At 45.5% G+C, this 24,498-nt stretch carries 34 protein-coding genes; 24 read left to right on the forward strand and 10 right to left on the reverse strand.

The window, feature by feature from the left end; all coding sequences use genetic code 11:
• The first annotated feature begins 103 nt into the window (after nucleotides 1–103).
• The 24 genes from DW033_RS02020 (at nucleotide 104) to DW033_RS02135 (ending at nucleotide 19,553) form a co-directional block, all read left to right on the forward strand.
• Complete coding sequence (locus tag DW033_RS02020) at nucleotides 104–367, forward strand: hypothetical protein (protein WP_122382364.1); 264 nt, start codon at nucleotides 104–106, stop codon at nucleotides 365–367.
• 27 nt (nucleotides 368–394) lie between these two features.
• Nucleotides 395–655 (forward strand): hypothetical protein, encoded by a 261-nt coding sequence (locus tag DW033_RS02025; protein WP_121956731.1) that lies wholly within the window; start codon nucleotides 395–397, stop codon nucleotides 653–655.
• Between the two features lie 94 nt (nucleotides 656–749).
• Nucleotides 750–1,490, forward strand: coding sequence for a Rha family transcriptional regulator (locus DW033_RS02030; protein WP_147423662.1), 741 nt, complete (start codon nucleotides 750–752; stop codon nucleotides 1,488–1,490).
• 137 nt (nucleotides 1,491–1,627) lie between these two features.
• The gene (locus DW033_RS02035) at nucleotides 1,628–1,924 is read left to right on the forward strand and encodes a hypothetical protein (protein WP_122382366.1); all 297 of its coding nucleotides are present in this window, start codon (nucleotides 1,628–1,630) and stop codon (nucleotides 1,922–1,924) included.
• 97 nt (nucleotides 1,925–2,021) lie between these two features.
• Entirely contained in the window at nucleotides 2,022–3,953 is a 1,932-nt protein-coding gene (locus DW033_RS02040) for a hypothetical protein (RefSeq protein ID WP_147423663.1), read from the forward strand.
• Between the two features lie 139 nt (nucleotides 3,954–4,092).
• On the forward strand, nucleotides 4,093–4,974 hold the full coding sequence (locus tag DW033_RS02045) for a hypothetical protein (protein WP_147423664.1): 882 nt from the start codon (nucleotides 4,093–4,095) through the stop codon (nucleotides 4,972–4,974).
• Nucleotides 4,971–8,387 carry a hypothetical protein gene (locus DW033_RS02050; protein WP_122382369.1) on the forward strand — a complete coding sequence of 1,139 codons (3,417 nt, stop codon included), beginning with the start codon at nucleotides 4,971–4,973 and terminating at the stop codon, nucleotides 8,385–8,387. The genes DW033_RS02045 and DW033_RS02050 overlap by 4 nt, the downstream gene beginning before the upstream one ends.
• 26 nt (nucleotides 8,388–8,413) lie before the next feature.
• A complete protein-coding gene (locus DW033_RS02055) occupies nucleotides 8,414–8,704 on the forward strand; it encodes a hypothetical protein (RefSeq protein ID WP_121956694.1) in 291 nt (96 codons plus the stop codon).
• A gap of 4 nt (nucleotides 8,705–8,708) precedes the next feature.
• Nucleotides 8,709–8,996 (forward strand): hypothetical protein, encoded by a 288-nt coding sequence (locus DW033_RS02060; RefSeq protein ID WP_121956693.1) that lies wholly within the window; start codon nucleotides 8,709–8,711, stop codon nucleotides 8,994–8,996.
• A 1-nt stretch (nucleotide 8,997) separates the two neighbouring features.
• Nucleotides 8,998–10,338, forward strand: coding sequence for a hypothetical protein (locus tag DW033_RS02065; RefSeq protein ID WP_122382370.1), 1,341 nt, complete (start codon nucleotides 8,998–9,000; stop codon nucleotides 10,336–10,338).
• Nucleotides 10,335–12,497, forward strand: a complete 2,163-nt coding sequence (locus DW033_RS02070; protein WP_122382371.1) for a hypothetical protein — start codon at nucleotides 10,335–10,337, stop codon at nucleotides 12,495–12,497. The genes DW033_RS02065 and DW033_RS02070 overlap by 4 nt, the downstream gene beginning before the upstream one ends.
• Nucleotides 12,498–12,548: 51 nt before the next feature.
• On the forward strand, nucleotides 12,549–12,890 hold the full coding sequence (locus DW033_RS02075; protein WP_122382372.1) for a hypothetical protein: 342 nt from the start codon (nucleotides 12,549–12,551) through the stop codon (nucleotides 12,888–12,890).
• Nucleotides 12,891–13,167: 277 nt separating this feature from the next.
• Nucleotides 13,168–14,205, forward strand: coding sequence for a reverse transcriptase domain-containing protein (locus tag DW033_RS02080; RefSeq protein WP_122128808.1), 1,038 nt, complete (start codon nucleotides 13,168–13,170; stop codon nucleotides 14,203–14,205).
• Nucleotides 14,171–14,563 carry a hypothetical protein gene (locus tag DW033_RS02085; RefSeq protein ID WP_122382373.1) on the forward strand — a complete coding sequence of 131 codons (393 nt, stop codon included), beginning with the start codon at nucleotides 14,171–14,173 and terminating at the stop codon, nucleotides 14,561–14,563. The genes DW033_RS02080 and DW033_RS02085 overlap by 35 nt, the downstream gene beginning before the upstream one ends.
• Before the next feature lie 24 nt (nucleotides 14,564–14,587).
• Complete coding sequence (locus DW033_RS02090) at nucleotides 14,588–14,971, forward strand: hypothetical protein (RefSeq protein WP_122128762.1); 384 nt, start codon at nucleotides 14,588–14,590, stop codon at nucleotides 14,969–14,971.
• Nucleotides 14,972–15,059: 88 nt separating this feature from the next.
• Nucleotides 15,060–15,521, forward strand: a complete 462-nt coding sequence (locus DW033_RS02095) for an N-acetylmuramoyl-L-alanine amidase (protein WP_057319708.1) — start codon at nucleotides 15,060–15,062, stop codon at nucleotides 15,519–15,521.
• The gene (locus DW033_RS02100; RefSeq protein ID WP_122382374.1) at nucleotides 15,518–15,985 is read left to right on the forward strand and encodes a DUF6808 domain-containing protein; all 468 of its coding nucleotides are present in this window, start codon (nucleotides 15,518–15,520) and stop codon (nucleotides 15,983–15,985) included. The genes DW033_RS02095 and DW033_RS02100 overlap by 4 nt, the downstream gene beginning before the upstream one ends.
• A 298-nt stretch (nucleotides 15,986–16,283) precedes the next feature.
• Nucleotides 16,284–16,574, forward strand: coding sequence for a hypothetical protein (locus DW033_RS02105; protein ID WP_121772356.1), 291 nt, complete (start codon nucleotides 16,284–16,286; stop codon nucleotides 16,572–16,574).
• A gap of 176 nt (nucleotides 16,575–16,750) precedes the next feature.
• The gene (locus DW033_RS25275) at nucleotides 16,751–16,939 is read left to right on the forward strand and encodes a type II toxin-antitoxin system HicA family toxin (RefSeq protein WP_370453713.1); all 189 of its coding nucleotides are present in this window, start codon (nucleotides 16,751–16,753) and stop codon (nucleotides 16,937–16,939) included.
• Between the two features lie 95 nt (nucleotides 16,940–17,034).
• Nucleotides 17,035–17,439, forward strand: coding sequence for a type II toxin-antitoxin system HicB family antitoxin (locus tag DW033_RS02115; RefSeq protein WP_121772354.1), 405 nt, complete (start codon nucleotides 17,035–17,037; stop codon nucleotides 17,437–17,439).
• A 189-nt stretch (nucleotides 17,440–17,628) separates the two neighbouring features.
• A complete protein-coding gene (locus DW033_RS02120) occupies nucleotides 17,629–18,129 on the forward strand; it encodes a hypothetical protein (protein ID WP_121955740.1) in 501 nt (166 codons plus the stop codon).
• An 8-nt stretch (nucleotides 18,130–18,137) separates the two neighbouring features.
• On the forward strand, nucleotides 18,138–18,596 hold the full coding sequence (locus tag DW033_RS02125) for a hypothetical protein (protein WP_147335017.1): 459 nt from the start codon (nucleotides 18,138–18,140) through the stop codon (nucleotides 18,594–18,596).
• A 22-nt stretch (nucleotides 18,597–18,618) separates the two neighbouring features.
• Nucleotides 18,619–19,035 carry a hypothetical protein gene (locus tag DW033_RS02130; protein ID WP_121956687.1) on the forward strand — a complete coding sequence of 139 codons (417 nt, stop codon included), beginning with the start codon at nucleotides 18,619–18,621 and terminating at the stop codon, nucleotides 19,033–19,035.
• 26 nt (nucleotides 19,036–19,061) lie between these two features.
• Nucleotides 19,062–19,553 carry a hypothetical protein gene (locus DW033_RS02135; RefSeq protein ID WP_147423665.1) on the forward strand — a complete coding sequence of 164 codons (492 nt, stop codon included), beginning with the start codon at nucleotides 19,062–19,064 and terminating at the stop codon, nucleotides 19,551–19,553.
• Between the two features lie 145 nt (nucleotides 19,554–19,698).
• On the opposite strand, the gene DW033_RS02140 is transcribed toward DW033_RS02135, so the two are convergent.
• The 10 genes from DW033_RS02140 to DW033_RS02195 form a co-directional block, all read right to left on the reverse strand.
• Nucleotides 19,699–20,883 carry an RtcB family protein gene (locus tag DW033_RS02140; RefSeq protein ID WP_122382376.1) on the reverse strand — a complete coding sequence of 395 codons (1,185 nt, stop codon included), beginning with the start codon at nucleotides 20,881–20,883 and terminating at the stop codon, nucleotides 19,699–19,701.
• A gap of 43 nt (nucleotides 20,884–20,926) precedes the next feature.
• The gene (locus tag DW033_RS02145; RefSeq protein ID WP_122382377.1) at nucleotides 20,927–21,148 is read right to left on the reverse strand and encodes a hypothetical protein; all 222 of its coding nucleotides are present in this window, start codon (nucleotides 21,146–21,148) and stop codon (nucleotides 20,927–20,929) included.
• A gap of 201 nt (nucleotides 21,149–21,349) precedes the next feature.
• The gene (locus DW033_RS02155; RefSeq protein WP_122382379.1) at nucleotides 21,350–21,571 is read right to left on the reverse strand and encodes a hypothetical protein; all 222 of its coding nucleotides are present in this window, start codon (nucleotides 21,569–21,571) and stop codon (nucleotides 21,350–21,352) included.
• A 614-nt stretch (nucleotides 21,572–22,185) separates the two neighbouring features.
• Entirely contained in the window at nucleotides 22,186–22,464 is a 279-nt protein-coding gene (locus tag DW033_RS02170) for a hypothetical protein (protein ID WP_122382382.1), read from the reverse strand.
• 49 nt (nucleotides 22,465–22,513) lie between these two features.
• Nucleotides 22,514–22,879 carry a DUF551 domain-containing protein gene (locus tag DW033_RS24820; RefSeq protein WP_233554125.1) on the reverse strand — a complete coding sequence of 122 codons (366 nt, stop codon included), beginning with the start codon at nucleotides 22,877–22,879 and terminating at the stop codon, nucleotides 22,514–22,516.
• A complete protein-coding gene (locus tag DW033_RS02180) occupies nucleotides 22,866–23,132 on the reverse strand; it encodes a hypothetical protein (protein ID WP_147423666.1) in 267 nt (88 codons plus the stop codon). The genes DW033_RS24820 and DW033_RS02180 overlap by 14 nt, the downstream gene beginning before the upstream one ends.
• A gap of 28 nt (nucleotides 23,133–23,160) precedes the next feature.
• Nucleotides 23,161–23,502: a hypothetical protein gene (locus tag DW033_RS02185; RefSeq protein WP_122382384.1), complete on the reverse strand. Its 342-nt coding sequence runs from the start codon at nucleotides 23,500–23,502 to the stop codon at nucleotides 23,161–23,163.
• Between the two features lie 315 nt (nucleotides 23,503–23,817).
• Nucleotides 23,818–23,964, reverse strand: a complete 147-nt coding sequence (locus DW033_RS24455) for a hypothetical protein (RefSeq protein ID WP_158595234.1) — start codon at nucleotides 23,962–23,964, stop codon at nucleotides 23,818–23,820.
• A gap of 5 nt (nucleotides 23,965–23,969) precedes the next feature.
• Nucleotides 23,970–24,164 (reverse strand): hypothetical protein, encoded by a 195-nt coding sequence (locus DW033_RS02190; RefSeq protein ID WP_122135455.1) that lies wholly within the window; start codon nucleotides 24,162–24,164, stop codon nucleotides 23,970–23,972.
• Nucleotides 24,161–24,496 carry a hypothetical protein gene (locus DW033_RS02195; protein WP_122135422.1) on the reverse strand — a complete coding sequence of 112 codons (336 nt, stop codon included), beginning with the start codon at nucleotides 24,494–24,496 and terminating at the stop codon, nucleotides 24,161–24,163. The genes DW033_RS02190 and DW033_RS02195 overlap by 4 nt, the downstream gene beginning before the upstream one ends.
• Between the last annotated feature and the right edge of the window lie 2 nt (nucleotides 24,497–24,498).

A 24,498-nucleotide genomic window follows, 5' to 3' on the forward strand; every position in this document is an offset into this window, starting at 1 on the left:
ATACTACTAAATGATGTTAAATTTAAGATGATAGCATTTCTTTTTCTTGTATATGTAATATGATAGACTTACATTTGCATCATCAAAATAAAACAACAGTACAATGGCAACACAGAAATACAACAAGAGTGAGATCATGAAAGACGCATGGAGATTATTCAGACTTTACCGAAAATTCTCTTGGTCTTTTGGCAAGTGCCTTTCTATAGCATGGGATAATGCCAAGATAGAGATAAAAAATAATGAGGCCAAAGCCAAGAGATTGGCAGAGGAAGAAGCTAGACGCATCGAGTATCGCAAGCATGTTGTCTTATCTCATGTCGGTATGGCTAGCCTTTACGGTAACAGGGTTTATTCGGGAGATTGATAACTATACATTAATAATATAAGAAATATGGAAACGATAGAGGTATTGAAGAACGTGCAAAGGATTGCGTTGGAGTGTATGATCGGAAGGAAACCGGTACATATAAATGTAGGCGTTATGCCGGAGACGGGCGGTTTATGCGTCACCGTACAGGACAGATCTCACGAGGTAGTCTACATGGAGATATTCAATGACTGGATGCCGGATCACAAGGAATGGAATAAAAAGACCTACGATAGATTCATGAGCGTGATAAGCGACATGACTTGCGTAAGGCTTGCGGGATAACTCGAACGACGGGGAGAGGATCGGAAGTAGATGCCCCTCCGGTAATACGGCCGGAGGGTTTGATGGAATTTTCAATAACAAATATATTAAGATTATGAAAGAATTAGTATTTAAAGGCGATAATAATCGCATTTTCACGAACAGCTTATTGGTCGCTGAGAAGTTTGGCAAATTACATAAAGATGTAATGAGAGCGATAAAAGCATTATTGACATCGGCGCAAAATTGCGCCAATCTCTTCATAGAGTCAGAGTATCCAGACAATTATGGACGTATGCAGCCAATGTATATTATGAATCGTGATGGATTTACATTATTGGTTATGGGCTTTACTGGTGATAAGGCCCTTCAATTCAAGTTAGATTATATTGAGGCTTTCAACCGTATGGAAGAGCAGATCAAGACTGGAGGTTTCCAGATTCCACAATCTTTCTCGGAGGCGTTGATGTTGGCGGCCAAGCAGCAAGAGCAGATAGAACAGGCAAATAGAACTATCAGCAAGCTCCAGCCCAAGGCCGATTTTGCGGACAAGGCTTTCGGGACCTCGGACAAGGTTGATATCGGTATGGCTGCGAAGATATTGAAATTAGGGTTCGGAAGAAACATCCTCTTCAAGAAGCTTAAAGAAATGGGCGTGTTCTTCTCCAACCGGAACGAGCCGAAACAGAAGTACATCAACGCCGGGTATTTCGAGATGACCGAGAAGTTTATTGAGAGGGAGAATCATCCGGGCTTTGTCGTGACGAAGGTACTCGTAACCCAGAAGGGGCTGGCTTACATAAACCATCTTCTGGGAGGTGATCCCGGTGACGGTAAGATTACTAGGATTGTTTGAAAGATTCCTTTCCTTGACTATGCCAAGTATAAAATGTGACCTAAATAGATTAGATGTACGGATTTAGTACGTATACCCAAGACTTTAACATTTTGTGACTTGAAAATAATTGTGAAATATTAAAAGATTGATTGAATATGAAAGAGAATGAGATTAAAAGCATCGTCGTGAAAGCCGACGGTAACGAGATCAAGGTTGATCATGCGCATGAGTTGGTTATTGGTGACTTGACCATAACCCCGGAAATGATGAGAGAGATAAAGAGTATGTCCACTTGCCTGTTCTCTAAGGATATGGACGATATGATAGATACGCTTATCAATTTGAGTTGCGAGGGTAATTACGAGGACGGGTATATCATGGACAAGATGAGGGCCGTGTCATGCGTGAGGGATTTCTTGCGGGTGATCGAGAAAGATAATACGATTGATTAGTTGATATTATCTTAATAGTCATTATCTTTGTGACAGAGCCAAAGAGCCGTACCGGAGACGTATTTGTCCCCGGACGGCTCTTCTTATTTATATGCGTATGATAAAAGCGGTGTTATTAATAGGAGGGAAGAGGTACGACGTGACGGATCACCTCAAGAACTGGGAGGACGTGGAGATATCGGCTAAGAGGAAGGATCTTGGCGGTGTCGTTCGCTCCTTCTCCAACAAGTTTGAGTTCGTGAAGGGGGCATACGACCTTCTTGAGGCCGAGTACCTATCCAATTATACGAAAGCCTCGGCCATATTGGTGATAGGCGTGTTGAACGATAGCTGGGGGTATAACGAGAAGTTTCGTTGCAAGCTCGATTTCTCCACGTACCAGAGCGACGGGTATACGATATCCATAAACGCCATTGACGATAGCGTAGCGTCCATCATCAACGCAAACAAGTCGCAGGTATACGATATCCCGGTGTCGGAGCTAAAGGAGGATACATTGTATTATGACAGGGTCTATCTTAACAACAATACGAAATGGTCCATAAATCCAAATGTGGATCAAACGCAAGATGACGTATATGAGGTTATCATAAATACAAAAGACATATACACGCTATTGCCAATAACCTATATAGATACAAATTTTGCCGTAAAGAACATAATAGATGTGTCGGATCAAATATTGAGTATCCATGAGGCTACAGGCGACAATTATATGATAAAAGGGATTACGCCACATCCTATAAAAATAAGAATTTCCTTCAGTATCAAAGCTGGTAAGACTAGTGAGGAGATCGTATTGGCTTTGTTTTTTGTTATACTAAACAAGGGAGGGGATATTTTACGGGAAGAAAGGACCGACATACCATTATCGGATACATATATAAATATAGATAAGACATTTGACATATCATTAAATCCGGATGATAGATTTGCCGTTTATTTCAACTCGGCGGGAGGTCATAGCACTGATATTCATTTGACAATTAAGGATGTAAAAGACATATCCGTATCTTATATAGGTCGAAATAAGCCGGTGGAAATAGACACTTTCTCTCCTAAAAAACTATTATCCTCGTTATTGTCAAGGATGGGCGTGTTATTGTCCGGCGATATCGTCTCCGGTTCCATGCCCATACCTTGGATGATGGCCGCTGAGAGCGTGAGAGGAATAAAGGACGCGAAGGTCCATACGTCCTTCTCCAAGTTCTGTGATTTCGCCAAGGCGTTGCTTGGGTATGATTACGAGATACTTGATAATAGCGTGCGTTTCCGGCATATGAATGATTTCTTCGTCAATGAGACGAAAGAATTGGATCACGTGAGCAATATGGAGCTATCCGTGGATGAGTCGTTGATATACTCTGGGGTTGAAATTGGATTCGACAAGCAGGACTATGATGAGATAAACGGGCGTGACGAGTTTCACTTCAAGAGCAGTTTCAGCACGGGATTGGACATAAAGGACAACATATTGTCATTGATAAGCCCGTATAGGGCAGATTGCTACGGATTGGAGTTTCTCGCTAACGAGCGTGACGAGGAATCGAAGGATACGGATTCCGACAATGACATATTTATTGTCCACGCTAGGAAAGATGGGGATAGATTAGTTCTGGTAAGAGAAGAGAATGGGGGAGCTATATATGCCGTTACGGGAGTATTGTTCTCCGACACTATCTTTAACGCCTCCTACTCGCCGAGAAATATGCTTCTTGTCAATAAGGAAAGGCTCGGGATATGCACGGATTACCTGTCTTTCACGGCCTCGGACGGAAACTCCTCTATATCGATAGGAGGCGTATCGGAGACCCTTCCTATATCCCTGCCGGTTAACGACCGGAGGATTAGGATCGATAAGGTTTCCTTGGAGACCCCGGGGTTATCCCCGTTCCCGGGTAATTACAGGGGCAAATTGTCGTTCTCGTACGCAGGGAGATCGTACGAGGGATGGGTTAGCGAGATAACGGAGAAGATAGGGAAATACCAAACGGCATCCTATTCGCTGATATTGTCTAAAATTACATGAATTTGTTTTGACAATTGATCCTTATCCCCTATATTTGTAGGACATAACAAAAAAGAAATTAGAGCCTAAGAGCCATACCCGGCGGGAGTCGTATCCTGCGGGGTATGGCTCTTTTGGCGTTTATAGGCGTATGATAAACGTGAGCAAGATATCACCGTTGCTTTTTGACGTGGGCTATAACGGCATCGAGATGGAGCGTGAGTATATACAACGCTTCTCTAATGCCGAGAATATAACCGTGCAATGCGTAGTATCCCCTTCCACCACTTTGTCTATGAGGTTGTTCGACCTTTGCGCCAACGATAGCTTCGTCATATCCCCCATATCCTATGAGATCAACGACTCGAATAAGCTTCTGGAGTTTATCGTTCCAAGAGGGAATAGCCTTTATAGGGCTTCCATAATCGGGAGTGAGGGGCAGATAAGCAGTCTCCCCTTCCGGTTTTGCGATAACGGGGAATTGGAGGGGCTGACGGAGGTGTCCTATACCAACAGGGATAATATCACCTCGTTCGGGGCGGTATTTGAGGTTGGAAACAATCAAAGGACTTTCAAGCTATGGATAGAGGGAGGGTTCAAGTCGGATGGGCATTCCCTTAACGTTAGCAACGAGCAGTTCAGGACACAGGGGCAAGAGATCATAGAGCTTTACGCCGTACCGTATCAGGTGGACACGCTCACGATAGGGGATAACGAGGGGGTACCTTTCGAGATGGCCCGCTTGATCAATAACATATTCTGTCTGTCCGAGGTGAGGATAAACGGCGTTAGGTATGTCCGGAGCGAGTCCAGCGTACCCGAGAGGCAAGTGATAGCCGAGAGATACCCGTTGTTTGATTATACGTTTAACGTTGAGAGAGCGGAGAATATCTCCTTTAACGGGTTCACGGAACAGTCGGACGGATCTTGGGTCACGGGTTCCATAAGCGTGAACGTGGCAAACGCCAAGGACGGGCAGGTTCTGGTGTATGATGATTCCGTGGGGGCCTTTGTCAATCAATCAAACTTGGATTCGTTATGAGCAAAAAGAAATTAACCAAACATATATGGTACGGGTCGGACACGGTGATGTCCGAGGGTAAGCTGCAAGCGGCTCCTCCTCCCGTCGCTATAGATGACGGGACCAAGGAATGGCACCTCTCCGGGTTGACGAGGGGCGAGTTGTTCGTGAACGATTACGCCGGAGACCCCGCCTTGTTCATCCTTGCCAGTGATAATAAGGTGCGAAGGATAGGCGGTCAAGGTTCCGGAAGCGGAGGTGAGGGGGGAGGAGGCGATTTCTCCTTGGCGCAAGGTCCGGGTATAGAGATAAAATCGGATATCAATAATATATATACGATTTCCCATAAGGATACCTCTTCGCAAGAGAGTATAAATAAGACGAAGAAGAAAGGTATTGCGTCCGTATTGCTAGATGGCTTCGGCCATGTCACGGGCTTGGATACCTGTGACATCCTCGATCTTGAGGACTTGGATAAGAGGTATCTTCGCAAGGATATCAATGACGAGGCGGCGGGAGAGATCATCTTCGACAAGAAGATAGGCTCCTCCATCTTCCTCGACGGCATGGACGGTAAGGGCTGGGAGATCAAGGCCGACGGTTCCGGTATCATGGAGGCGTTGAAGGTGCGTTCCGACATATACGCCGGTAACAAGATCGGCTCCATATCGTTCGCCCCCGGCTTCACCGGCTGGGGCACGGAGATAGACATCCCCACGGCCACGGGAACCTTTGACAACATATTCGTTAGGAAGACCTTCACGGCCTACGAGATAGTGTATTCGCAGATATACGGGTTGGGCGGCAACCAGATCGTGTCCGATATCAACAAGATCGGGAGGGTCGAGAGGCTGTCCGATCGTTGGAGATGCTACATGGACGACATGGACGGTCTCATGCTGATGAACCTCAGGGAAGGTGATGGAGTGAGGATACAGAGAAGGAACGGTATCACGTCCACTAAATATATCTTCGGTCGCTGTATCGGTATCTCATCCGACTATTTCGACGTGGCTTACCCGCTGATAGAGGGTACCGGCGAGCCAGAGGCTGGGGATTTCGCCATGCGATGGGGTAACGACAGGGATACCACCAGACAGGGCCTTATCTACCTGACATCGGCGGATCAAGGAGCGCCGTTCATCGCCGTATATGACGGTATCACGGGCGTTTCCACGCAAGACACGCTGAAGGCCCAGATAGGCAACCTCTCCATGATCCGTACCAAGAACGGTACGCAACTGAAGGGTTACGGAGCTTACCTTAACGGGATCTATATAGAGAACTCGTCCATATACCTCGATAACGGCATGACCGTGGAACAACAGTTCTCCGTGATGAACGGGGAGCTGAGGAGCGAGATCGAGGGGGTGAGGAACGACATGTCTCTGGAATCCGGAAATATACTTGTCAACTCCACGTTCGGGAAGGACACGAATTATTGGCGGTCGGAGAACGAGGTCCATTTCATCAACGTCGGGGGCGACCTGTTATGGATAGGCGGCGCTTTCTACTCGGAGAAGAGAGAGGTGGCGGACATCTACCGTGACGGTGAGCGCAACGTACTCCGTCTGCTGGGGACTACCATATACCAGTCAAACGCCAACATGAAAGGCGATAAGGCGGCTGGGACCTACTCGTACGCCTTTTTCTACAAGGTCATGAGACGAGGTGTTTTGACGGTGGGTTTCGCCGGGCAGGAGTTGTACGACTCCTTGACCCTCGATCCGTCCGGCGAGTACGTCAAGCTGTCAAAAGTCGGCAAATGGGACGGTACCGGGGATTTCCGGATCGGATTCACCGGCGAGATATTGATCTACGGCGTGTCGTTGTTCAATGACAGGCTGGCCGATGCCGTGATAAAGCTTGAGACGCGGATATTACAGACAGAGGAGTATATCAAGTTACTGGCCACGAAGGAGTACGTGGACTCGGAGACCGGGGCGATATATACCAAGTATGACGCTGAGTTGTCGGTCATGGCCGAGGAGATATCCGCCCGTGTGACGGAGGAGCAATTCGCCACGGCGCAAGAGGCCATAACGCTGGCCAATAACGCCGCCAAGGCCGCCCAGACCGCCGCCGATAACGCTAACCAGTCCGTGACAAGCCTGAACTCCTACGTTGACGGCGCTTTCGCCGACGGTATCATAACGGAGGCCGAGGCCAAGGCCATAGAGAAGTACCTTAATACGGTGAACACGTCCAAGGACAGCGTGACCGCCACTTATACTAAGCTGTATTCCAACACTTACCTTGACGGGGCGGCCAAGACCGGTCTTAAATCGGCCAAGGATGTCTTGGACTCGTCTATAAGCGCCTTGATAAGCAGTATCAACACGGCCATAGCGGACGGAAAGACCACGGCCTCGGAGAAGGCCGACGTGGATAAGAAATTTGCGGCCTTCAACACTGCCATGTCCTCGTTCGAGAGCGCCGTGGAGACGGCGAACAAGTATATACAGGACAAGTTGAAGGACTATACCGATACGGCGACAAACCAAGTGAAGGTGAAGCTGGAGTCGGACTTGTCGGTACAGGCGGGACAAATCACGGGTATCTCCACTAGGGTGGACAATATAAGGAATGAGATAGACACGGCGGGATGGATCAACACTACGCAGGGAAATACGTTGTTCGCCGCCAAGAGCTTGGAGAACGGCGATAATATCATATCGTATATCAACCAGACGGCAACCACCACCACGATCAAGGCGGAGAGGATTGACCTTGTTGGTGTGGTAACTATATCAATGCTTGATAGTAACTTGCGTGATACTATTAAAGACACAGTCTTTGATGTAAATAAAGCTTCCGATATAACGAGTGCTTTCTATCGGTTTAGTAACGATGGCATGAGTTTGAATCGTAGGATAGAGGTTGGTTCCGGTTCTATTGATAATCTCTCCGTGAAAGGAGGCATTTCACCAGATGTAAATAACGTATGTTTTTGGACTGGAGGTACATATGGACAAGCCGTGAATAATGAAGCTAAGATTGTCTTACGGCATGATGGGTCAGGATTCCTAGCTAATAAGAATATCTCTTGGAATACATCTGGAGATTTAAGTATAATAGGCAAAATACAAACCTCAGATAATGGGAATAGAATCATAATAGACCCATCGACGAGAAGTATTCGTATGATTAATGATAAAAACTCCTTAACAGGAGAGATCTTGTTTAATGATATGACTGGATATCAGTCATTACCTGCATTCCATATTTATATGAGAAACGCATCTTCAGGTGTCTCCAATTATCGAGTTTCCATGGGATATTTCGGATTTGGATCTTACGATAATAGAGGAAATGTCTTGTTTAATATCTCCCCATCGGGATTAATGACATTTCCGTATATGTCAACAGTAGATCCAAAGGTGAAAGGAGCTATATGGCGGGATGGGAATATGCTTAAAATATCTTTGGGATAATATTAACAATTAAAATACAGTAAATCATGAAAGTAAATTTCAACAAGCCCCTAAAGACATTCAAGGGGGAAGACATGAAGGACGAGTTCGGAAAAGTACAAATCATCAAGGATATAGTATGCGCTAGGCTTTACTCGTCCGGCGATGACATGAATCAAGACGAGAAGTTCGAGGCTTACAACCTCATGACACGGATCAACGCCGCCGAGGGTGAATTAGATATCAGCGACAAGGAATCAGTATTGATAAAGAAATGTTGCGACAAGACGTTGACCGCAGGGGCCTTCGGTCAGATCTTTAACATTTTAAACGTATGAGACCATGGAGATAACGAGCGATACTAGGACAATAAACGGCTACTCGGAAGTAGCCGGTATCAAGATACAGTATTCCGCCTCGGTCAAGACCGATGAGCGGATAGACCGGATAACAGGCTCTTTTATCAAGGACGGGGTACGTGTGGGATCTCTGGCCTACGAGCGTAACGGGCAATTCTTCATGTCGGTGGACAAGCCCGGCGTGATAACGAGCAAGGAGGATGCGGTGGCCATCGCCACTCAATTCTTTAACGACACTTACGGGATGTTGAACAGTCAAGCGGTGGAGTAATATGGAAAGCATCATCCTATCATCGGGCACTGAGGTGACCCCCGAGGACATCCAGAAGATAGCGTCGGCGGTCAACGACCTCTTGCTTACCACGTCGAAAGACCCGGGGCAGTACGAGGAGGCCGATAGCCTGCAAGGTATATCGTCCTTGCCGGTGTTCAGGCAATCCGGCTCGGCCTATGATCTCGTGCGTGTGGCCATATCCTTGTTGAGGGGCGTTGACGGGAAGCAGATCGTCTTGCAGGTCACCGCAGATTACATACAGTGGCGTTACGAGGACGGGATGTGGCAGAACCTCATACCGCTCGCCGACTTGAAGAGGCCGGCCACGGAAGCCGCCGCCGATGTGCGTGAGAGGATGGACGCTATCGTGAGCGAGGTGAACGCCTTGAAGACCCAGTTCGAGAACGACGTGAGGCACGCCTTGGAGAGGGCGGACGCGGCCACGGAGAAAGCGAACACGGCGGCAGAGAACGCCAAGTCGGTGTCTGACCACCCGGGCTATATCGGCGATGATTTCCATGTCTACACGTGGGATTACGCTACCGGGACCTATATCAAGACGGACAGGATACTGAAACCGGAGGCGTTCACAATCTACAGGGTCTATAAGTCAATATCGGCTATGGAGGCGGACAAGTCTAACGTCCCGGAGGGTAAATTCGTCATCATCAACACGGGCAGCGTGGAGGAGGAGGATACCGGCAAGCTGTATCTCAGGACATCCACGGGCTACGATTACATCGTGGACGTGTCCGGCATGAGAGGCTTCACCGGGAAGACCCCGCAATTCTCCATAGGCACCATAACGGCGGGCACGTATCCTTCCGTATCGTTGTCCGACGGGGGCACGGACGCATCCGGCAACCCCGTATACAGGATGAACTTCGTGTTGCAGAGAGGCCCTAGGGGATTCTCTCCCAAGATATCGATCGGGAAGGTGACGACCGGTCTCCCGGGAACGGCGGCCCAAGCCACGATAACCGAGAAGGGAGAGACCGAGGAAGGGGTACCATTGGCGGAATTAGATCTTACCATCCCGCAAGGACAGGACGGATCGGTAGTCGGCGTATACAAGACAAGGGAGATCGACCATGTCCCGGGGGTTAACGACGTGACCTACGAGGAGGGCGGCGAGACCAAGAGCTACCCTATAGGCGGTGAGGTCTATCTAAGGGAGTCTCCCGGAGACGTTACGTTCTACAAGCTCCACGACATAGTGGAGGGTAAGGCCATATGGGAGGAGTCTTCCGGTGCTGCGTTACCGGGGAACGTCTACTTGACCGGGGCGAATTACTACAATGAATCAGTAACAATAATCGATAAAGGGATATTATCATGAGCAAGAGAGGAGCTTACGTATACCAACAGATAGAGCAGTCCACCGCCGAGTGGACGGCTGACAGCACCATATACCCGCCGTCGCTATGGCTTTTCGAGCGGTTAGCAAACGGAAATTTAAACATGAAGTTCTCGGACGGTATCCATACGTACTCCGAGCTTCCGTTGATGATGCAAGACATCAAGGTGAGGATAAAGACTAACACGGACACGGAATACGTCTTGGAGATAACCTCCGCTGAGGGAACCATAACCACGCCTAACTTGCGTGACCATTACGACGATACGAATATCCGGAATCTGGTCACCGGTCTAAGGACGGACGTTGATAAGTTAAAGCCCGTTGTCACCTCCACCCCGTCTAACGGGCAGATAACCATAACGCCGGACAAGGCCAAAAACGACGATCCGGACGTGTCGATAACGCTGGAGACCAAGGGGGACAAGGATAAGTCGCTGATGGCCGACGGCAATTACCGCAAACTGCCAGTATATGGGAAGAATTTATTGCTTGGGTCTGGGAAGGAGGTGAGTAACTCGAATTATAATATAGCTAATTATTGGTTGGCGGAGCAGATACCAGAAGGCACACAAGTAACTGTTACAATATGGGGGGAATTAGGAGAAGATGTCACTTCGTTTGCCTTATATAATTCTGGCGGAGGGGCTAGTGCTGGTGTTCCCATTCCTCTTCTGGTTCCAGTAAACGGTAAGGCGAGTATAACTTTCAATTGGAATATTCATGATTCATCCTCAGTAGTTTCAAATACGCATTTGGCTATTTTTACGTATCCGTTTGGGGGTGCTCATGCGGATATCTCTACCATCTACAAGATCAAGCTCGAGTACGGAGACATCTCCACCGAGTGGACCCCCGCTTGGGAGGACATCCCGGATATAGAGGAGCGGTACGCCTACGGTGTAGAGTGGGACATGGCTTCGTCAAGCCCGGACGGGAAGCGTGTGGGTAATATGCAACTACATCGGGAGTTGCCGGTGCAGAGTAAGATAAGAGGGTGCGTGTTAGATAATAGCGGGGGAGTGAAAAAATATTTAGGAGCATCTTCTTGGTCACAAGAGGATATGTCTATAGATTATCTTTTAGAGGCTATAATGGCAGAAATGGATAGGTTTTGGATTCGTTTCTACATAAAAGGCCTTAAGTTTGGATGTATGATGTCTGATACTCCTATGCCCGGATATACCTATATTAATAAACGTTATATGAGTGCTTTCGAGGGAGGAATAGATAGGCCGTCGATGACTTTATTGTCTGCCTATGGAGTAGGTAGCACAAACGTAAATAGAAGAGGTGGCGACAACACCGCCGACTGGGACGGCACCTACCGTTCCTTGCTAGGCCGTCCCGTCACCAACCTCACCCGAGACCAATTCCGACAAGCCGCGAGGAAAAGAGGCAGCGGATGGGAAATGTACACCTACAACGCCCACAAGATACTGTTCTGGTTATTCGCCGTCGAGTACGCCACGCTGGACAGCCAGAAGCCTTTCAACGCCCAGAAAGACGCTAACGGTTTCGCCCAAGGTGGCCTAGGTCCGGGACCGACGCAAATGACGGATTGGATTAACTTCAATAACGCCAATCCCCTTATCCCATGCGGCTATACCAACGAGTTCGGGAACGGATCGGGAGAGAAGGCATATGTCGTGAAGAACGCTTCCGGCGGTACTCATGCCACGTTGATGGCTAACAGGTACCGTGGTATAGAGAATCCGTTCGGACACATATGGAAATACACTGACGGGGCCAATATACAGGTCACCACGGGCGATGCGGGATTATCCATATTATGGACTACCGATGACCCATCGAATTTCAGCGACACATCTTACACAGGCTATAACAAGAAAGGCAACATCTGCCGTACCAATGGTTATGCCAAGAAGATGCTCCTAGGTGAGGATGGTGATATCGTAGCTACGGAGATCGGCGGTAGTAGTTCTACCTACTGGTGCGACTACTACTACACCTACACATCGGCTAACCGCATGCAGGTGGTGCTGGTTGGCGGTTATGCGGGCGACGGGTCGAGGGCGGGCCTCGCTGGCGTGACTACGGCTGATGCGCCTTCCGCTGCGTATCGTTACTTCGGTTCGCGCCTTTGCTTTTTCCCCGAATTTCGTAAAACGTCGGCGTAGCCGCACGTCTCACGTCGGGAATTTTTTGTATAACGTTTAATGAAGATAAAAATGGAAGAAGAAAAGAATAAAGATGACGGCAGCTTGTCGTTCTTGAATATCCTAAGGGATAAGAACTCAAGGCATTTTAATTGTCCGGAGATCACCCAACAGAAGTTGACGAATCTCACGTTCTGGGTAATCGATTACATGGATGGCGTGTCCACCAAGTTCGGGAAAGACAGGGCGCTTGTCATGATCAAGGAGAATCTAGAGGATAAGGATAGTGATGCCAAGAAATTCTTTACGAACTCCCAAGAGATCAAGTACGTTCTTGGTAAGATAAAGGAGATGGACAAGTTCCCGAGGAAAGTGACGATGCGAGCCTCCGGGAACAGGTATTATCTCGAATGACGGAATGAGGGTCGATCATCCCTAGGTGGTGCTGGTTGGCGGTAATGCGGACAACAGGTCGAATGCAGGCCTCGCTAACGTGAATACGAATAATGCGCCTTCCGATGCGAATCGTAACATCGGTTCACGCCTATACTTTTAGAGAGGGGAAAAGATATTTAGATAACAAACAGGGATGGTGGCCTCGCCTCTTGGCGAAAAAAGTCTCCCCATATAAAGGGTGTTGGTAGGGAAACCGAAGACTCCCTATGATAAAAAGCAAATTAATGACAATAAAATGAAGAGAATAGGGAATTTATTTGATAAGATAGCGAATATGGACAACTTGATACTTGCGGACATGAAAGCCCGAAGGGGAAAGAAGGATTCATACGGCATAAGGTTGTTTGACAAGGACAAAGAGGGTAATCTAAGCCGTTTGCTAAAGTCTCTGCTGGATGGCACATTCAAGACTTCCAAGTACCGGACTGATACCATCTATGAGCCAAAAGAAAGGATCATCTTCAAGCTCCCTTATTATCCGGACAGGATATTGCATCATGCCATAATGAACGTCATGGAACCTATATGGGTTTCCGTGTTCACGGCTGATACGACATCATGTATCAAGGGAAGAGGAATAACGGAGGCGTATAAGAGGACAAGACGGGCTTTGTCCGATCGTGAATCCGTCTATTGCCTCAAGGTTGATATCCGCAAATTCTATCCGTCAATAGACCATGAGGTGTTGAAAGGCATCGCTCGGAAGAAGATCAAGGACGATCGCTTGCTTATGTTGTTGGATGAGATCATCGATTCCGCTCCCGGCGTTCCGATCGGGAACTATCTTAGCCAATATCTTGCGAATCTTTATCTCGCCTATCTGGATCACGAGATAAAGGAGATTATAGATATAAGGCATTATATCAGATACGCGGATGACATGACTTTTTTCCATCATGATAAGTGTTTCTTGAGAAACGTATTACTTCCGTGGCTTATCGATAGATTGGCCGTGTTGAAGTTGGAGCTGAAAGGGAATTACCAGATATTTAAGATCGCTGAGAGAAGATCGGATAAAAGCGGCCGTGGTATAGATTTCGTGGGGTTCGTTTTCTATAAGGAGCATATACGGATAAGGAAGAGGACAAAACAAAATCTATGCCGTGCGGCGGCTAGATTGAATAAAGTCCCGAATATATCCTTAACGGAATACAAGGCAGGTCTAGCCGGTTGGCTGGGCTGGATATATGATAGCGATAGCAAGCATTTAGCTAAGAAAATTTTAAAACCAGAGTTTTATGAAGCGATCATGGAGCGACACAATGCCGCCTAAAATAGAGCGGGACGGTGACGGTTCCTACCTGTACCGGTGGGACGTTAGAGAGGAGACAAGGGAGATGGGTGACGATATGGCCCCCGTGATCTCCTATAGTTACAACGAGGTCAGGGTATGGCCCACGTTGACGGCCAACAAGATATTGGAGGCCTGTATCAACGCCCTATGGGACAAGGACGTGGAGCAAAAGAAGCTGAACGACTACAATGCCGCCCAGCTAGGCATACTGGACTTGTCATACGTGGAGTCTTATAAGACGTTCCTTAACGAGAGGAAGGCGTTGAAAGACCGTGTGGATAGCGATTTCGCCGAGTGGGAGGCGGCGAGAGAGGATGAGAGCGTAGTGGTTTTATAACTAAATAAAAAAAGGATCGGAAGAATGGATTGGACGATGATGTTAACCGCCGTATTAACCTTTGTTGGAGGAGGCGGTCTTGGAGCAGTGCTGATGTTTCCGCAAAAGAGGAAATCGGCAGAGTTGGAGAATGAGACGAAAGCGAGTGAACAATGGAAGGAATTGTATATTAAAAGTCAGGAGGAAAAGAAAGGTTTGAGCAATCTTATAGATAAACTATACGACGATCAGGGACATTTTCGTGACGAGAATAACCGTCTTACAACCCAGATAGCGGTATACAAAGTACTTAAATGCAGAGATTTGAAATGTACCAATAGGAATCCTCCTATCGAGAACAATATAAATAGTGAGGATAAGGAGGATAAAGATTGCGATAAAGAAGGATCCCCAGATCCAAAAGGATAGGGGAGCCGGATAAATTTTAGCTTCCTGTCTTTCGCAAGGGAGGATAGCAAGGTTAACAAAGCGCATAAAAGTATAAAAAATAATTGATATGAGAACGATTAACAGGAAAATCAACTTGATCGTGATCCATTGTTCGGCCACTAGGGTAGATAAGGATTATACCCCTGAGCAATTAGAGAGAGACCACAAGGCGAGAGGATTCAACTCCGCGGGTTATAACTATTATATCCGGAAGAGCGGGGAGATAGTATCTATGCGTCCATTGGAATTGATTCCGGCTCATGTGACCGGATATAACAAGAACAGTATAGGAATATGCTATGAGGGTGGTCTTGATCCGGACGGGAATCCGGATGATACACGTACGGAGGCACAGAGACAGTCGATTATAAGGCTGTTGTTGGATTTGGTCGTACAGTTCCCGGATAGTAGGATCTGCGGTCATCGTGACCTATCCCCGGATCTTAACGGTAACGGTAAGATTGAACCGGACGAGTGGATGAAGATGTGTCCGTGTTTTAATGCCGAGGAGGAGTATCGCAATATATGAAACCTTGGCAAGTAATATTAATACTAGTGTGCTTGGTAGCCAGTTTCACGGCTGGCTACCATATCCGGGGGGATGTGACTGATAAAGTCGTGTCTAAATCTGATACCGTATTAATAACCGACACGATCCATGACAGTATCCCGTATCCTGTTTACGAGACATTGGTGCGGACGATACCAGAGCCTTTTCCTGTCTACATTACATTAGACGGTGACACGATTAAGGAACCTATATATGTCCCGGTGCCGATAACTCAAAAGGAGTACAAGACGGATGATTACCGGCTGTCAATATCCGGCTATAAGCCTAATCTTGATTACATCGAGGTTTATAGAAGGACTGAGTATATAACCAAGACGATCACCCCCCGTAGATGGGGAATAGGTGTTATTGCCGGTTATGGGATCGGGAAACATGGACTATCACCTTACGTTGGATTGGGTGGATTCTGCAGGATTTGGTGAGGCCTCCATGACTCACGTCCGGGAAGCCCCTATTAACTAGTAATAATAATTCGTCATATGAATAACAAGGGTTGACGTTTTTTTGTTCATGGTTAATTTAATATTAGTTTGATGGTGACTTCGTGAGAACGAACCGGAAAGGGAAGATGAAGAAAAAAGAATCTTCCCTAAATAATCGGATCGGAAGTTTGATTATTTTTTCATGCCACGCACGACGGGAAGATTCTTATATGTCTTTCTGCCGTGCATTTTTTGTGCCCGGCTTTGATAGTAAAACAAACCACGAAATAAAAAGTTTATGAATAAGGTGGAAATTTTTTACAAAAAAGTGATAGAGGCTGTCTGCAAGGAGTGCGGAACCGATCCGGTAATGATGTTTAGCAACAATAAGGAGAGGAACGTTGACGCTAGGGGAGTGGCTATAACCATACTGGCCGATCGCAAGTTGAGCGACAATATCATATCCGATCTGACGGGGATGACGAGGCAGGCGGTCAACAGGATGCGTAACTTGTACCCGGACAGAATAAGGAGAAGTTACTACCTGAGGAGGACGGTGGAGAGCGTTAAAGATAACATAAATGAATAGTTATGATTATATTACAACTTTTTCAAAGTTCAAATGTTATACTAATGATAGAAAAAAAAGTTACCGAAAACATTGTAGGTGATAGAAAAATAGTTATCTTTGTGCGTTCATTCATCCAAGATGATGATTTTATTAACCAAAAGGATTAGCACATGGTAAGAAAGATCAAGGCTGTTATGGCCTTATTGGAAGCGAATGGATGGGCGCACATAAGAACTAGAGGAGATCACAGGATATTCAGGAAAGACGGAGAACCCCGTTCTATTCCTATTCCGGGGAGTCCTAGTGACGATCTAGCAATCGGTACGCTAAAATCAATATTAAAACAAGCCGGGCTAAGCGAGTCTGACTTTGATAAAATTTGATTAACATCCAATGGATAGCAGGACATATAGCCAGTCCTGCTTTCATTTTGGATGAGTGATAAATTTGCAAACATGAACCTAAAAAAAATATCAAGATGAAAACGTTGACTGTTATAATCGAGAGAACCGAGAATAATTACTCGGCATATCTGCAAGAAGTGGATGGCATCGTGGCAACAGGTAAAAGCGTGGAAGAAATAAAAAAATGTATAATTGATTCTATTAACGTGCTAATAGATGAATGTAATGAGTTTGGCGATACCATTCCAGAGGCGCTTAAGGGTGAGTATTGTTTGGCGTTTAAAATGGATGTTAAATCTCTTTTGGATTTCTATTCAAAGATATTCACCAAAGCAGGATTAGAGCGTATTACGGGCATAAACCAAAAACAATTATGGCATTATGCGTCAGGTTTGCGTAACCCACGCCCAGAACAAACCGTTAAATTAGAAAATGCCCTTCATAAACTAGGAGAAGAATTATTGGCTATAAATTTATAATTAACCGCTATCCTTATGCTTCCTATGGCCCCCAAAAATCTGGGGGCTTTTTTTGTCTCATTCCCTTCCGCAAAGAACTAGCAACAACCTCGCAACAAGCTAGCAAGGAGATATTTATTTAGCAAGGCACTTCTCTGGATTTTTGTGGTGTCCGGGATACCCGGACATGATCATTAAAAAATCTAGGTTATGAGAATTAAAGGAATGAATGGTGAGGAGTACAGTGTCACCGGGCAAGGCCAAGGTAATTACAACACCGTGGGAGCTTCCGCAGGTATCGCTTCTTTCTTGGGATTGAACGCCGGGAATCTTTTGGGTGGTTGTGGCAACGTAAGGAACGCTGGATATGGCGGTCCGGTTGAGGTAATCACATCCGAAGACAGGCCTATTTCCCGCTATGAGGCTGGGATGATGGATAAGATTTCCGCTAAGGACTCTGAGATCGCCTTGTTGAAATCCAACACTTACACTGACCAAAAGTTGGCGGATGTTTATGACCGCTTGTTGACAATCATCAACAGGAACAAGGAGGAACAAGCCTCAATTAACATGAACCAAGCCGTTTACAATGGGACTAACACCGCTACATTGAAATGCATGCAACAGCAGATCGCGGATCTAGCGGCATTGAGCGAGTTGGTGATCCCGCAGCGTAAGGTTTGTGATACGGGATGTTGCGGATGTAATTGATGATGGCCATGTACTCTAACGCTCAAAAACTGGCGGCTGTGCTCAATAAGTGGGCACAGCCCGCTATCCAAGGTCTCTTGGGAACTCGGTTGGGACAACTTCCTTTCATAGCGAACATAGACGCTAAGTTACGCTCCACGGGTTGGGTAAGTCCCATGTGGAGCATATCCAAGGAGATATCCCCATTGCTAGACGGATTGTCATCCTCATTAGTTGAGCCGATGTTGGCTCGGTACCTTCAAGGCATCCCCGATGAGGCTATCCCGGAGTTGGCGCACAAGGTGGTGGAGGACGCTATAAGAAACGGCGGGCTTTCCCTGTTTGAGGGAAAGGTCGAGTTCGAGACCGATGACTTGGAGGAACTAAGGACGTTGTTGCGTTACAATCTTCCGGTCCCGGAGAAGACCGGCTCATATGAGGTATTGACAGAGGAACCTATTCCACAAGGTGATGATGTGGATAAATAAATAATCAATAATAATTACGATCATGATTCAATTAACACCAATTGCGATCGCCGCTACCAGCCAACAATACTTGACTAATGTAGTGGAGAATTTGTGTCAGGCCTATTGCGCAGACAATGGCGTACAGCCTACCGGCATAGTCAATTTCACCGTCGCCGAGCAAAGTACGGTGAATACGCAAACGACGGTTACGATCAATGCCGCTGTACTTGTGGCTTATACGCCCAAGGGATCCTGCAGGACGGTTACCAAGCAATGGGTCGAGCAATTCAAGGTAGCTTTTATCGGGGCCGCTGGCGCTGTTCCCACGATATCTCTTACCCCTCTCGTCACCCAAGTCACGCCCGAGAACGTCAAGTGTTGTAACCGTGCCTACGGTGTAAGTTTGGCTACCCCATTGACTATTTCCGCTACCTTTCCAGCGGCTCCCGGCGCTTGATTCATTAATGTTTAAAATGCAAGATCATGCGTTACAAAGAACTGATGAAGGATTACCACTCAAAAGGGATGGTATCCGAAAAAAAGATGTGGGAGGCCATAGGAGAACTGGACGAGGCGATGGAGTGTCTAAAGGAAAAAGATCCCGAGAAGTATGACGAGGCCATACGTGATATACATGAGGTTTTTTGCGGTCCTCATTATAATGAGCATTTCGCTAAGATGGACGTGGCGGCAATGCGTCATAAAGGCAAGGCGGGAGAGCATAAAGGCGAGCACTGGAATATGGAGCAGGTGGCTACCGCTATAAAAGGCATGAGCATACCGGGAAATACCAACATATGGGACGTGTACGTTGCTCTTAACGCGAACTGGCATGACAAGGAGATTAAATTCACGGAATGGTTTGACCATGACGCTGAAAAGAAAATCATCGAGGACGCTATAAATTTCTATTTCCTTGACGATGACGCTCCGGAAGGCAAGGTCTGGATTTATATGTGTGCCATGGATGACTAAGAAAACCAAAAATAAAGGACACGCAAAGAAGGAATCCGCAAGACGGGAGATAGACCGCCTCACGGATTCCTTAGATTTCGAGCCTGTCAACTTTTACGAGGTGATGGCTCGGATTAGACACTTGATGTGCCTGTTATGATTTGGTTTATTGCGCCTTAAAGTTATAGACTGGTCTTATAACATCTATAATTTCGACAGTACCCGTAATTGCATCCATGATCTCTTCCATGGACTTGTACGCTTGTGGGGCCTCGTCTATTGTGGCCTTGCTTACAGAAGTTGTGTATATTCCATTCATGGATTCTTGGTATTCCTCCATGCTGAGTAACTCCTTTGCCTTGTTCCGACTCATCAAACGTCCGGCCCCGTGCGGCGCTGAATAGTTCCAGTCGGGATTTCCTTTCCCGATACAGATAAGAGATCCATCACGCATATTGATAGGAATAAGTAGCTTTTCTCCAAGCTCAGCACTTACAGCTCCTTTTCTAAGGATCATACGGCTAAAATCAATGTAGTTGTGTATGGTTTCAAATCTATTTACCTCAGTAAATCCCATCCCCTTAATGATAATCGCTGCCATAGTAGCACGGTTGAGCATCGCAAAGCGTTGTACTATTGCCATGTCATTAATATAGTCGTGAAAATCACTACCTGAAAGATGCGCTAGCTCTTTGTCCTTACCGGGAATAGAAATGTTCTTAATCGCTTCCTGAATATCCCTTTCCCTACCTTCTGCTTTCAATCTGGCAATAGTATTACGTAGCTCAATCGCCCGATCACTTTCTGTATTTGCGGCCAAATTTTGATAGTGCTTACAAACATCGCCTCCCAGTTTTCTACTGCCAGAGTGAATAACCAAATAGTACCTATGGTTTCTTTCTGAATAGTCCACCTCTATAAAATGATTACCGCCTCCAAGCGTACCGAGTGATAGATAAGCCCTATTTAAATCTACTTGCTTCGCACATCGTAGGTTTGAAAAATCAAAATTCTCCTTTTGGGTGTCATGTATATCAAACCCATTAGGAACCATTTCCCTTATAACGGAATCCAATTTCTCACAGTCTATGGATTGATCTGCCAATTCCACGGTAAGCATACCGCAACCAATATCCACCCCAACTAAATTGGGGGTTACCTTATCGGTTATTGTCATTGTAGTACCGACAGTACATCCCTTACCTGCATGGCTATCTGGCATTATTCTAATAATTGAATTCTGATAAGCCTCATAGTTTGCGAGTCTTTTAACTTGCTCATAAGCTTCATCTTCAAATGTCTCGGCGAATACTTTCACCTCGTTTCCTGTGTCCGATTTTATAATTCTCATAAAAAATATTTTTTGCAAATAAACAATAAAAGTTTAAATAAACTCATGGTTTCTTTGATTTGATTGACTCATTAAGTATCTTGATCGCCAATAGCGGATCTTTATCCGTTAAAGCGTTCCATACTTTTATTCCGGGTTTCACCCTAGAATAATGATGTAGCACTATATTGTTGGCTTTATCCAGTCTTCCGGTTCCATATATCCATAACATCCCGGGATATAACTGGAAGTTTTTCATTATCTTCTTGGCTTGTCTTAATCTCATGGTTATTTATTATTAATAGAATGCTCTAATTCCGTAACCAATGACACATTGCAGATAGCTCTTTGTCTCTGCCACTCAAGAAACTTATTTTGTAATTCCTCGTTTCCCGAGTCAGATATTAATCTGAGCAGTTCAGATTCTATTTTGCTAAGTTTTCCAACTTCGATTTGATGATTACTTTTACTCATGATTCTGTTATTCTTAATGTTCTACTAACTCTAACTCTGATTCAAAAAATTCCTCGAAATACATTTTCCCGTTAGGATAATGGAGCATAACACAATAAAGGTTTTCTTCACGTACCCCATCTTTGGTTTTAACTAAAGACTTTTCTTCCACGACTTCAGCGATAACGCCGACTTCCGACTTATGCCTTTCGTTCGTACACCACACATGTTGTTTGATTTTATATTTTGTTGCCATATTCACTTATTTTTAGTTTTATGTTAATCCTAATTTCTTTGTCCAGAAGACATAAACTTTATAAGTCCAATGTTTATCGGAAAAATACCGTTTGCCAGTCAAGAGCCACTTTAGGGGCATGACCAACAAGAGCATGAGGAGACAGAACATCCAATAAAGCAGAATAGTAAGTCTCCATATAGGTCTGACAGGTTCGGGCGACTCATATTTTATAATATGAAATGGAAGCCATCCTGTATCTACCAATTTTTCCTTTTGATAATCTGTCAGTCCAATATATTCATCAAGTAAATCCCGTATCTCATACGGGTTAAGCTCTCTGTATCGTAATAGCCTCATATATCCTTAGTGTTAAAATAGTTCTCACATTCTAGGACGATAGTAGTTTTTACCTCGTCTGTCCATTCTCCGTAAAGTTCCTCATACCTTTCCCATTCTAAATCATCGTCAGAAAGAGGTTCGTGTATCTTTCCGTTCTCAACCTGAGCAATGACTTCACTACCAGAAATTGCAGAGGAAAAACCAAAATGAGGCTTGTGTTCCAATGTGACATCATGTATAAAGCCATGTTTGTCGCTTACTTTTATTTGTTAGGTTCGTGTACTCATATATATTTATGCAATTAATATTTCTCTCCACTGAATACCGATATAAGCCGGGTTTTGATCTGGGCAATACCATGCTAAGAACCATTTGTCACCTCTTTGGGCTTTCCACATCTTACCATCGTATGTGCCTGACGGTAAAGTAGAGGAATATTCCATCAACCCCTTAAATGTTTGCTCACTCATCAGGGCATGCGTTTCGTCTAATTCGATATACCGTCTGTGCGGCTGTTCCCAATATGCCCCCAGCGGGTCTGTGATTGGGGGAATTATCTGTTCTCCGTTCATACTCGTTATTTTTTTAATTAAGAGCCTTCAAGGGAAGGCTCGGTTAATACTATTCCCCAAGATCGGGAATATGGCACCAATGGGTAACCTCCCCGAATACCTTATAAGCGTCCTCCCCGTAAACGATAAAGCCGCTATCCTTGCCATGTAGATAAGCGGTGGCTTTGCCCCCGTACTCACCTCTAACCAAGACTATGTCTTGATTTTCCGGTAGACGTTCCTTCACGCTTACCCACGGTGATTGCTTTGCCAGCCATTCGGCACCTGCTTTGAAGTCCTCACGACAATTATCTTTGCGAAGCACATAGTCATCCGCATCCACTTCTTTGAGAACATTCTTGCGAAAACTCGTTTTTCTTATGGCGTAATCCTTTGCCGCTTCTTCTACTGTCTGTCTCATATCAATCTTGCTCATATTTATTTCTCCTTTTTATAACTTTTACAAATGTTACTTCTTGATCCGGATTTTCTTCCTCAAACCTAAATTTCTCGTTATAGAAGTCTATGAGTTCATCGAGGTCTGTAAATTCCTTTTCCACGTTATCGATGTAGTATGTCGTTTTTGGCTTGCCGTATGATAGCTCGTGTTTTCTTGGGGTGATAGTAACAGCGGAAATCTTGTTAACGTCATCCCTGTACTTAACGATTCCACTACCTTCCATAGACATACAGGACAATATCCTTAATTGTAAATCATCACGTGTGATCATCATTACCTCCTTTCTCTAAAATATCATCACAAGCCTTGCTATCGCACCTTACCGGCTTTTGATGGAAGGCGCACCAAGCTTCCCCGTTAGCGTCTTCATCCTCGATAAGTCGGCAATCGCCGCATTTATCTGTTAGGAATTTCTTGTCAAGGTGTCCTTCCTTGATAAGCCATTCAATCATTTCAGTGATAGCATCAAAAAGGCTCTCCCTGCAATATGACTGGGCAAGGTTACTTCCTGCGGAATACTTTACAGTGAATTCTTTATCTCGTGGAAGTATGAATAGGTAATAGTTGTATCCCTCACATTCTATATGATCGGGTATCATGTCTATTAAAGCGGATAGGGACCAAGCGGGGCAATCATTTTGATATGAATGATCGTAATATGGAATATTTTAACAACGAATTATAATATGAATCAAATTTGCACGAATAAAGAACAATCAGCCCGGCTATTAGAGGCCGGGGTGAGACCGGAGACGGCGGACATGGTAATCCTATATATAGACAATGAATGCAATGTAGCAGGATGGAAAGATATTCGGAAGGACGATAAAGGTCAGCTTTACTATGATGTATATGGAGAGACATATATATTGAGAAAAGAAATACTCCCAGTAGATAATCCATATTATCCACATTTACCCCTCCTGTATTATGACATCCCCATCCTTATCCGTGAACACGTCCACTAAATCGTAGTAATATTGATCATCGGACGTGCGGATCATTACCTCCGCTTCCGGGTCTTGCTCTTGGAGTAGAGCTATTAGTTCTTTATTTCTCATGACTGTTATTTTATTTCCTCATTAATAAAATCCTTCATCTCTTCATCGTAAACCCCGCTGTCACGCTGGAGCTCCAAGCATTTATCCTTGGAAAAATTGGCCTCCCTAGCTATATTAGCGGCCATAGATGGTGCCCTTAGCTCGACAACGAGCATTTGTATGGCGTACCATACGCCTCTGCAAAAGTCCAAATCGTTCATGTTGTTATATTTACTCTCATCATAGATATTTCATTCTTTGGTAATAAGTCATCTATATATGCCCATCTCTTTACGGGCATCTTTCCACACAGATCGTTATAGCCCTTTTCACTCATGCATGGTCCGCCGATAAGTATAGCTCCACTCTCAAACTCGATCAATATGATATTCCCTTTGGCGGGGAATACTTTTCCCTCATTCCATGCAGAGTTTATACGCCAGTTAGCTCCATCCCTAAACGCTTCGTGCATAGCGATTACAGGCGCCCCATTATATCCTAATGCTTTCCCTGAGTATTTTGCCGCTGCTTTTTCGATATCTTCTTCCTTCATGT

Origin of the sequence: Parabacteroides sp. AF39-10AC, from assembly GCF_003635405.1 — a bacterium.
Classification (GTDB): Bacteria; Bacteroidota; Bacteroidia; order Bacteroidales; family Tannerellaceae; genus Parabacteroides; species Parabacteroides distasonis.

Excerpts from the sequence above, each read along its gene's own strand:
- DW033_RS02140 (WP_122382376.1), bottom strand. The coding sequence starts at position 20,883 with ATGAGAATTATAAAATCGGACACAGGAAACGAGGTGAAAGTATTCGCC.
- DW033_RS02070 (WP_122382371.1), top strand. The coding sequence starts at position 10,335 with ATGAGCAAGAGAGGAGCTTACGTATACCAACAGATAGAGCAGTCCACC.
- DW033_RS02025 (WP_121956731.1), top strand. The coding sequence starts at position 395 with ATGGAAACGATAGAGGTATTGAAGAACGTGCAAAGGATTGCGTTGGAG.
- DW033_RS02075 (WP_122382372.1), top strand. The coding sequence starts at position 12,549 with ATGGAAGAAGAAAAGAATAAAGATGACGGCAGCTTGTCGTTCTTGAAT.
- DW033_RS02180 (WP_147423666.1), bottom strand. The coding sequence starts at position 23,132 with ATGTCTATGGAAGGTAGTGGAATCGTTAAGTACAGGGATGACGTTAAC.
- DW033_RS02155 (WP_122382379.1), bottom strand. The coding sequence starts at position 21,571 with ATGGCAACAAAATATAAAATCAAACAACATGTGTGGTGTACGAACGAA.
- DW033_RS02055 (WP_121956694.1), top strand. The coding sequence starts at position 8,414 with ATGAAAGTAAATTTCAACAAGCCCCTAAAGACATTCAAGGGGGAAGAC.
- DW033_RS02050 (WP_122382369.1), top strand. The coding sequence starts at position 4,971 with ATGAGCAAAAAGAAATTAACCAAACATATATGGTACGGGTCGGACACG.
- DW033_RS24820 (WP_233554125.1), bottom strand. The coding sequence starts at position 22,879 with ATGAGCAAGATTGATATGAGACAGACAGTAGAAGAAGCGGCAAAGGAT.
- DW033_RS02035 (WP_122382366.1), top strand. The coding sequence starts at position 1,628 with ATGAAAGAGAATGAGATTAAAAGCATCGTCGTGAAAGCCGACGGTAAC.
- DW033_RS02020 (WP_122382364.1), top strand. The coding sequence starts at position 104 with ATGGCAACACAGAAATACAACAAGAGTGAGATCATGAAAGACGCATGG.
- DW033_RS02080 (WP_122128808.1), top strand. The coding sequence starts at position 13,168 with ATGAAGAGAATAGGGAATTTATTTGATAAGATAGCGAATATGGACAAC.
- DW033_RS02060 (WP_121956693.1), top strand. The coding sequence starts at position 8,709 with ATGGAGATAACGAGCGATACTAGGACAATAAACGGCTACTCGGAAGTA.
- DW033_RS02065 (WP_122382370.1), top strand. The coding sequence starts at position 8,998 with ATGGAAAGCATCATCCTATCATCGGGCACTGAGGTGACCCCCGAGGAC.
- DW033_RS02170 (WP_122382382.1), bottom strand. The coding sequence starts at position 22,464 with ATGAACGGAGAACAGATAATTCCCCCAATCACAGACCCGCTGGGGGCA.
- DW033_RS02100 (WP_122382374.1), top strand. The coding sequence starts at position 15,518 with ATGAAACCTTGGCAAGTAATATTAATACTAGTGTGCTTGGTAGCCAGT.
- DW033_RS02135 (WP_147423665.1), top strand. The coding sequence starts at position 19,062 with ATGCGTTACAAAGAACTGATGAAGGATTACCACTCAAAAGGGATGGTA.
- DW033_RS02105 (WP_121772356.1), top strand. The coding sequence starts at position 16,284 with ATGAATAAGGTGGAAATTTTTTACAAAAAAGTGATAGAGGCTGTCTGC.
- DW033_RS02085 (WP_122382373.1), top strand. The coding sequence starts at position 14,171 with ATGAAGCGATCATGGAGCGACACAATGCCGCCTAAAATAGAGCGGGAC.
- DW033_RS02130 (WP_121956687.1), top strand. The coding sequence starts at position 18,619 with ATGATTCAATTAACACCAATTGCGATCGCCGCTACCAGCCAACAATAC.
- DW033_RS02095 (WP_057319708.1), top strand. The coding sequence starts at position 15,060 with ATGAGAACGATTAACAGGAAAATCAACTTGATCGTGATCCATTGTTCG.
- DW033_RS02040 (WP_147423663.1), top strand. The coding sequence starts at position 2,022 with ATGATAAAAGCGGTGTTATTAATAGGAGGGAAGAGGTACGACGTGACG.
- DW033_RS02125 (WP_147335017.1), top strand. The coding sequence starts at position 18,138 with ATGTACTCTAACGCTCAAAAACTGGCGGCTGTGCTCAATAAGTGGGCA.
- DW033_RS02115 (WP_121772354.1), top strand. The coding sequence starts at position 17,035 with ATGAAAACGTTGACTGTTATAATCGAGAGAACCGAGAATAATTACTCG.
- DW033_RS02030 (WP_147423662.1), top strand. The coding sequence starts at position 750 with ATGAAAGAATTAGTATTTAAAGGCGATAATAATCGCATTTTCACGAAC.
- DW033_RS02195 (WP_122135422.1), bottom strand. The coding sequence starts at position 24,496 with ATGAAGGAAGAAGATATCGAAAAAGCAGCGGCAAAATACTCAGGGAAA.
- DW033_RS02145 (WP_122382377.1), bottom strand. The coding sequence starts at position 21,148 with ATGAGATTAAGACAAGCCAAGAAGATAATGAAAAACTTCCAGTTATAT.
- DW033_RS24455 (WP_158595234.1), bottom strand. The coding sequence starts at position 23,964 with ATGAGAAATAAAGAACTAATAGCTCTACTCCAAGAGCAAGACCCGGAA.
- DW033_RS02120 (WP_121955740.1), top strand. The coding sequence starts at position 17,629 with ATGAGAATTAAAGGAATGAATGGTGAGGAGTACAGTGTCACCGGGCAA.
- DW033_RS02185 (WP_122382384.1), bottom strand. The coding sequence starts at position 23,502 with ATGATACCCGATCATATAGAATGTGAGGGATACAACTATTACCTATTC.
- DW033_RS02090 (WP_122128762.1), top strand. The coding sequence starts at position 14,588 with ATGGATTGGACGATGATGTTAACCGCCGTATTAACCTTTGTTGGAGGA.
- DW033_RS25275 (WP_370453713.1), top strand. The coding sequence starts at position 16,751 with ATGGCCTTATTGGAAGCGAATGGATGGGCGCACATAAGAACTAGAGGA.
- DW033_RS02190 (WP_122135455.1), bottom strand. The coding sequence starts at position 24,164 with ATGAACGATTTGGACTTTTGCAGAGGCGTATGGTACGCCATACAAATG.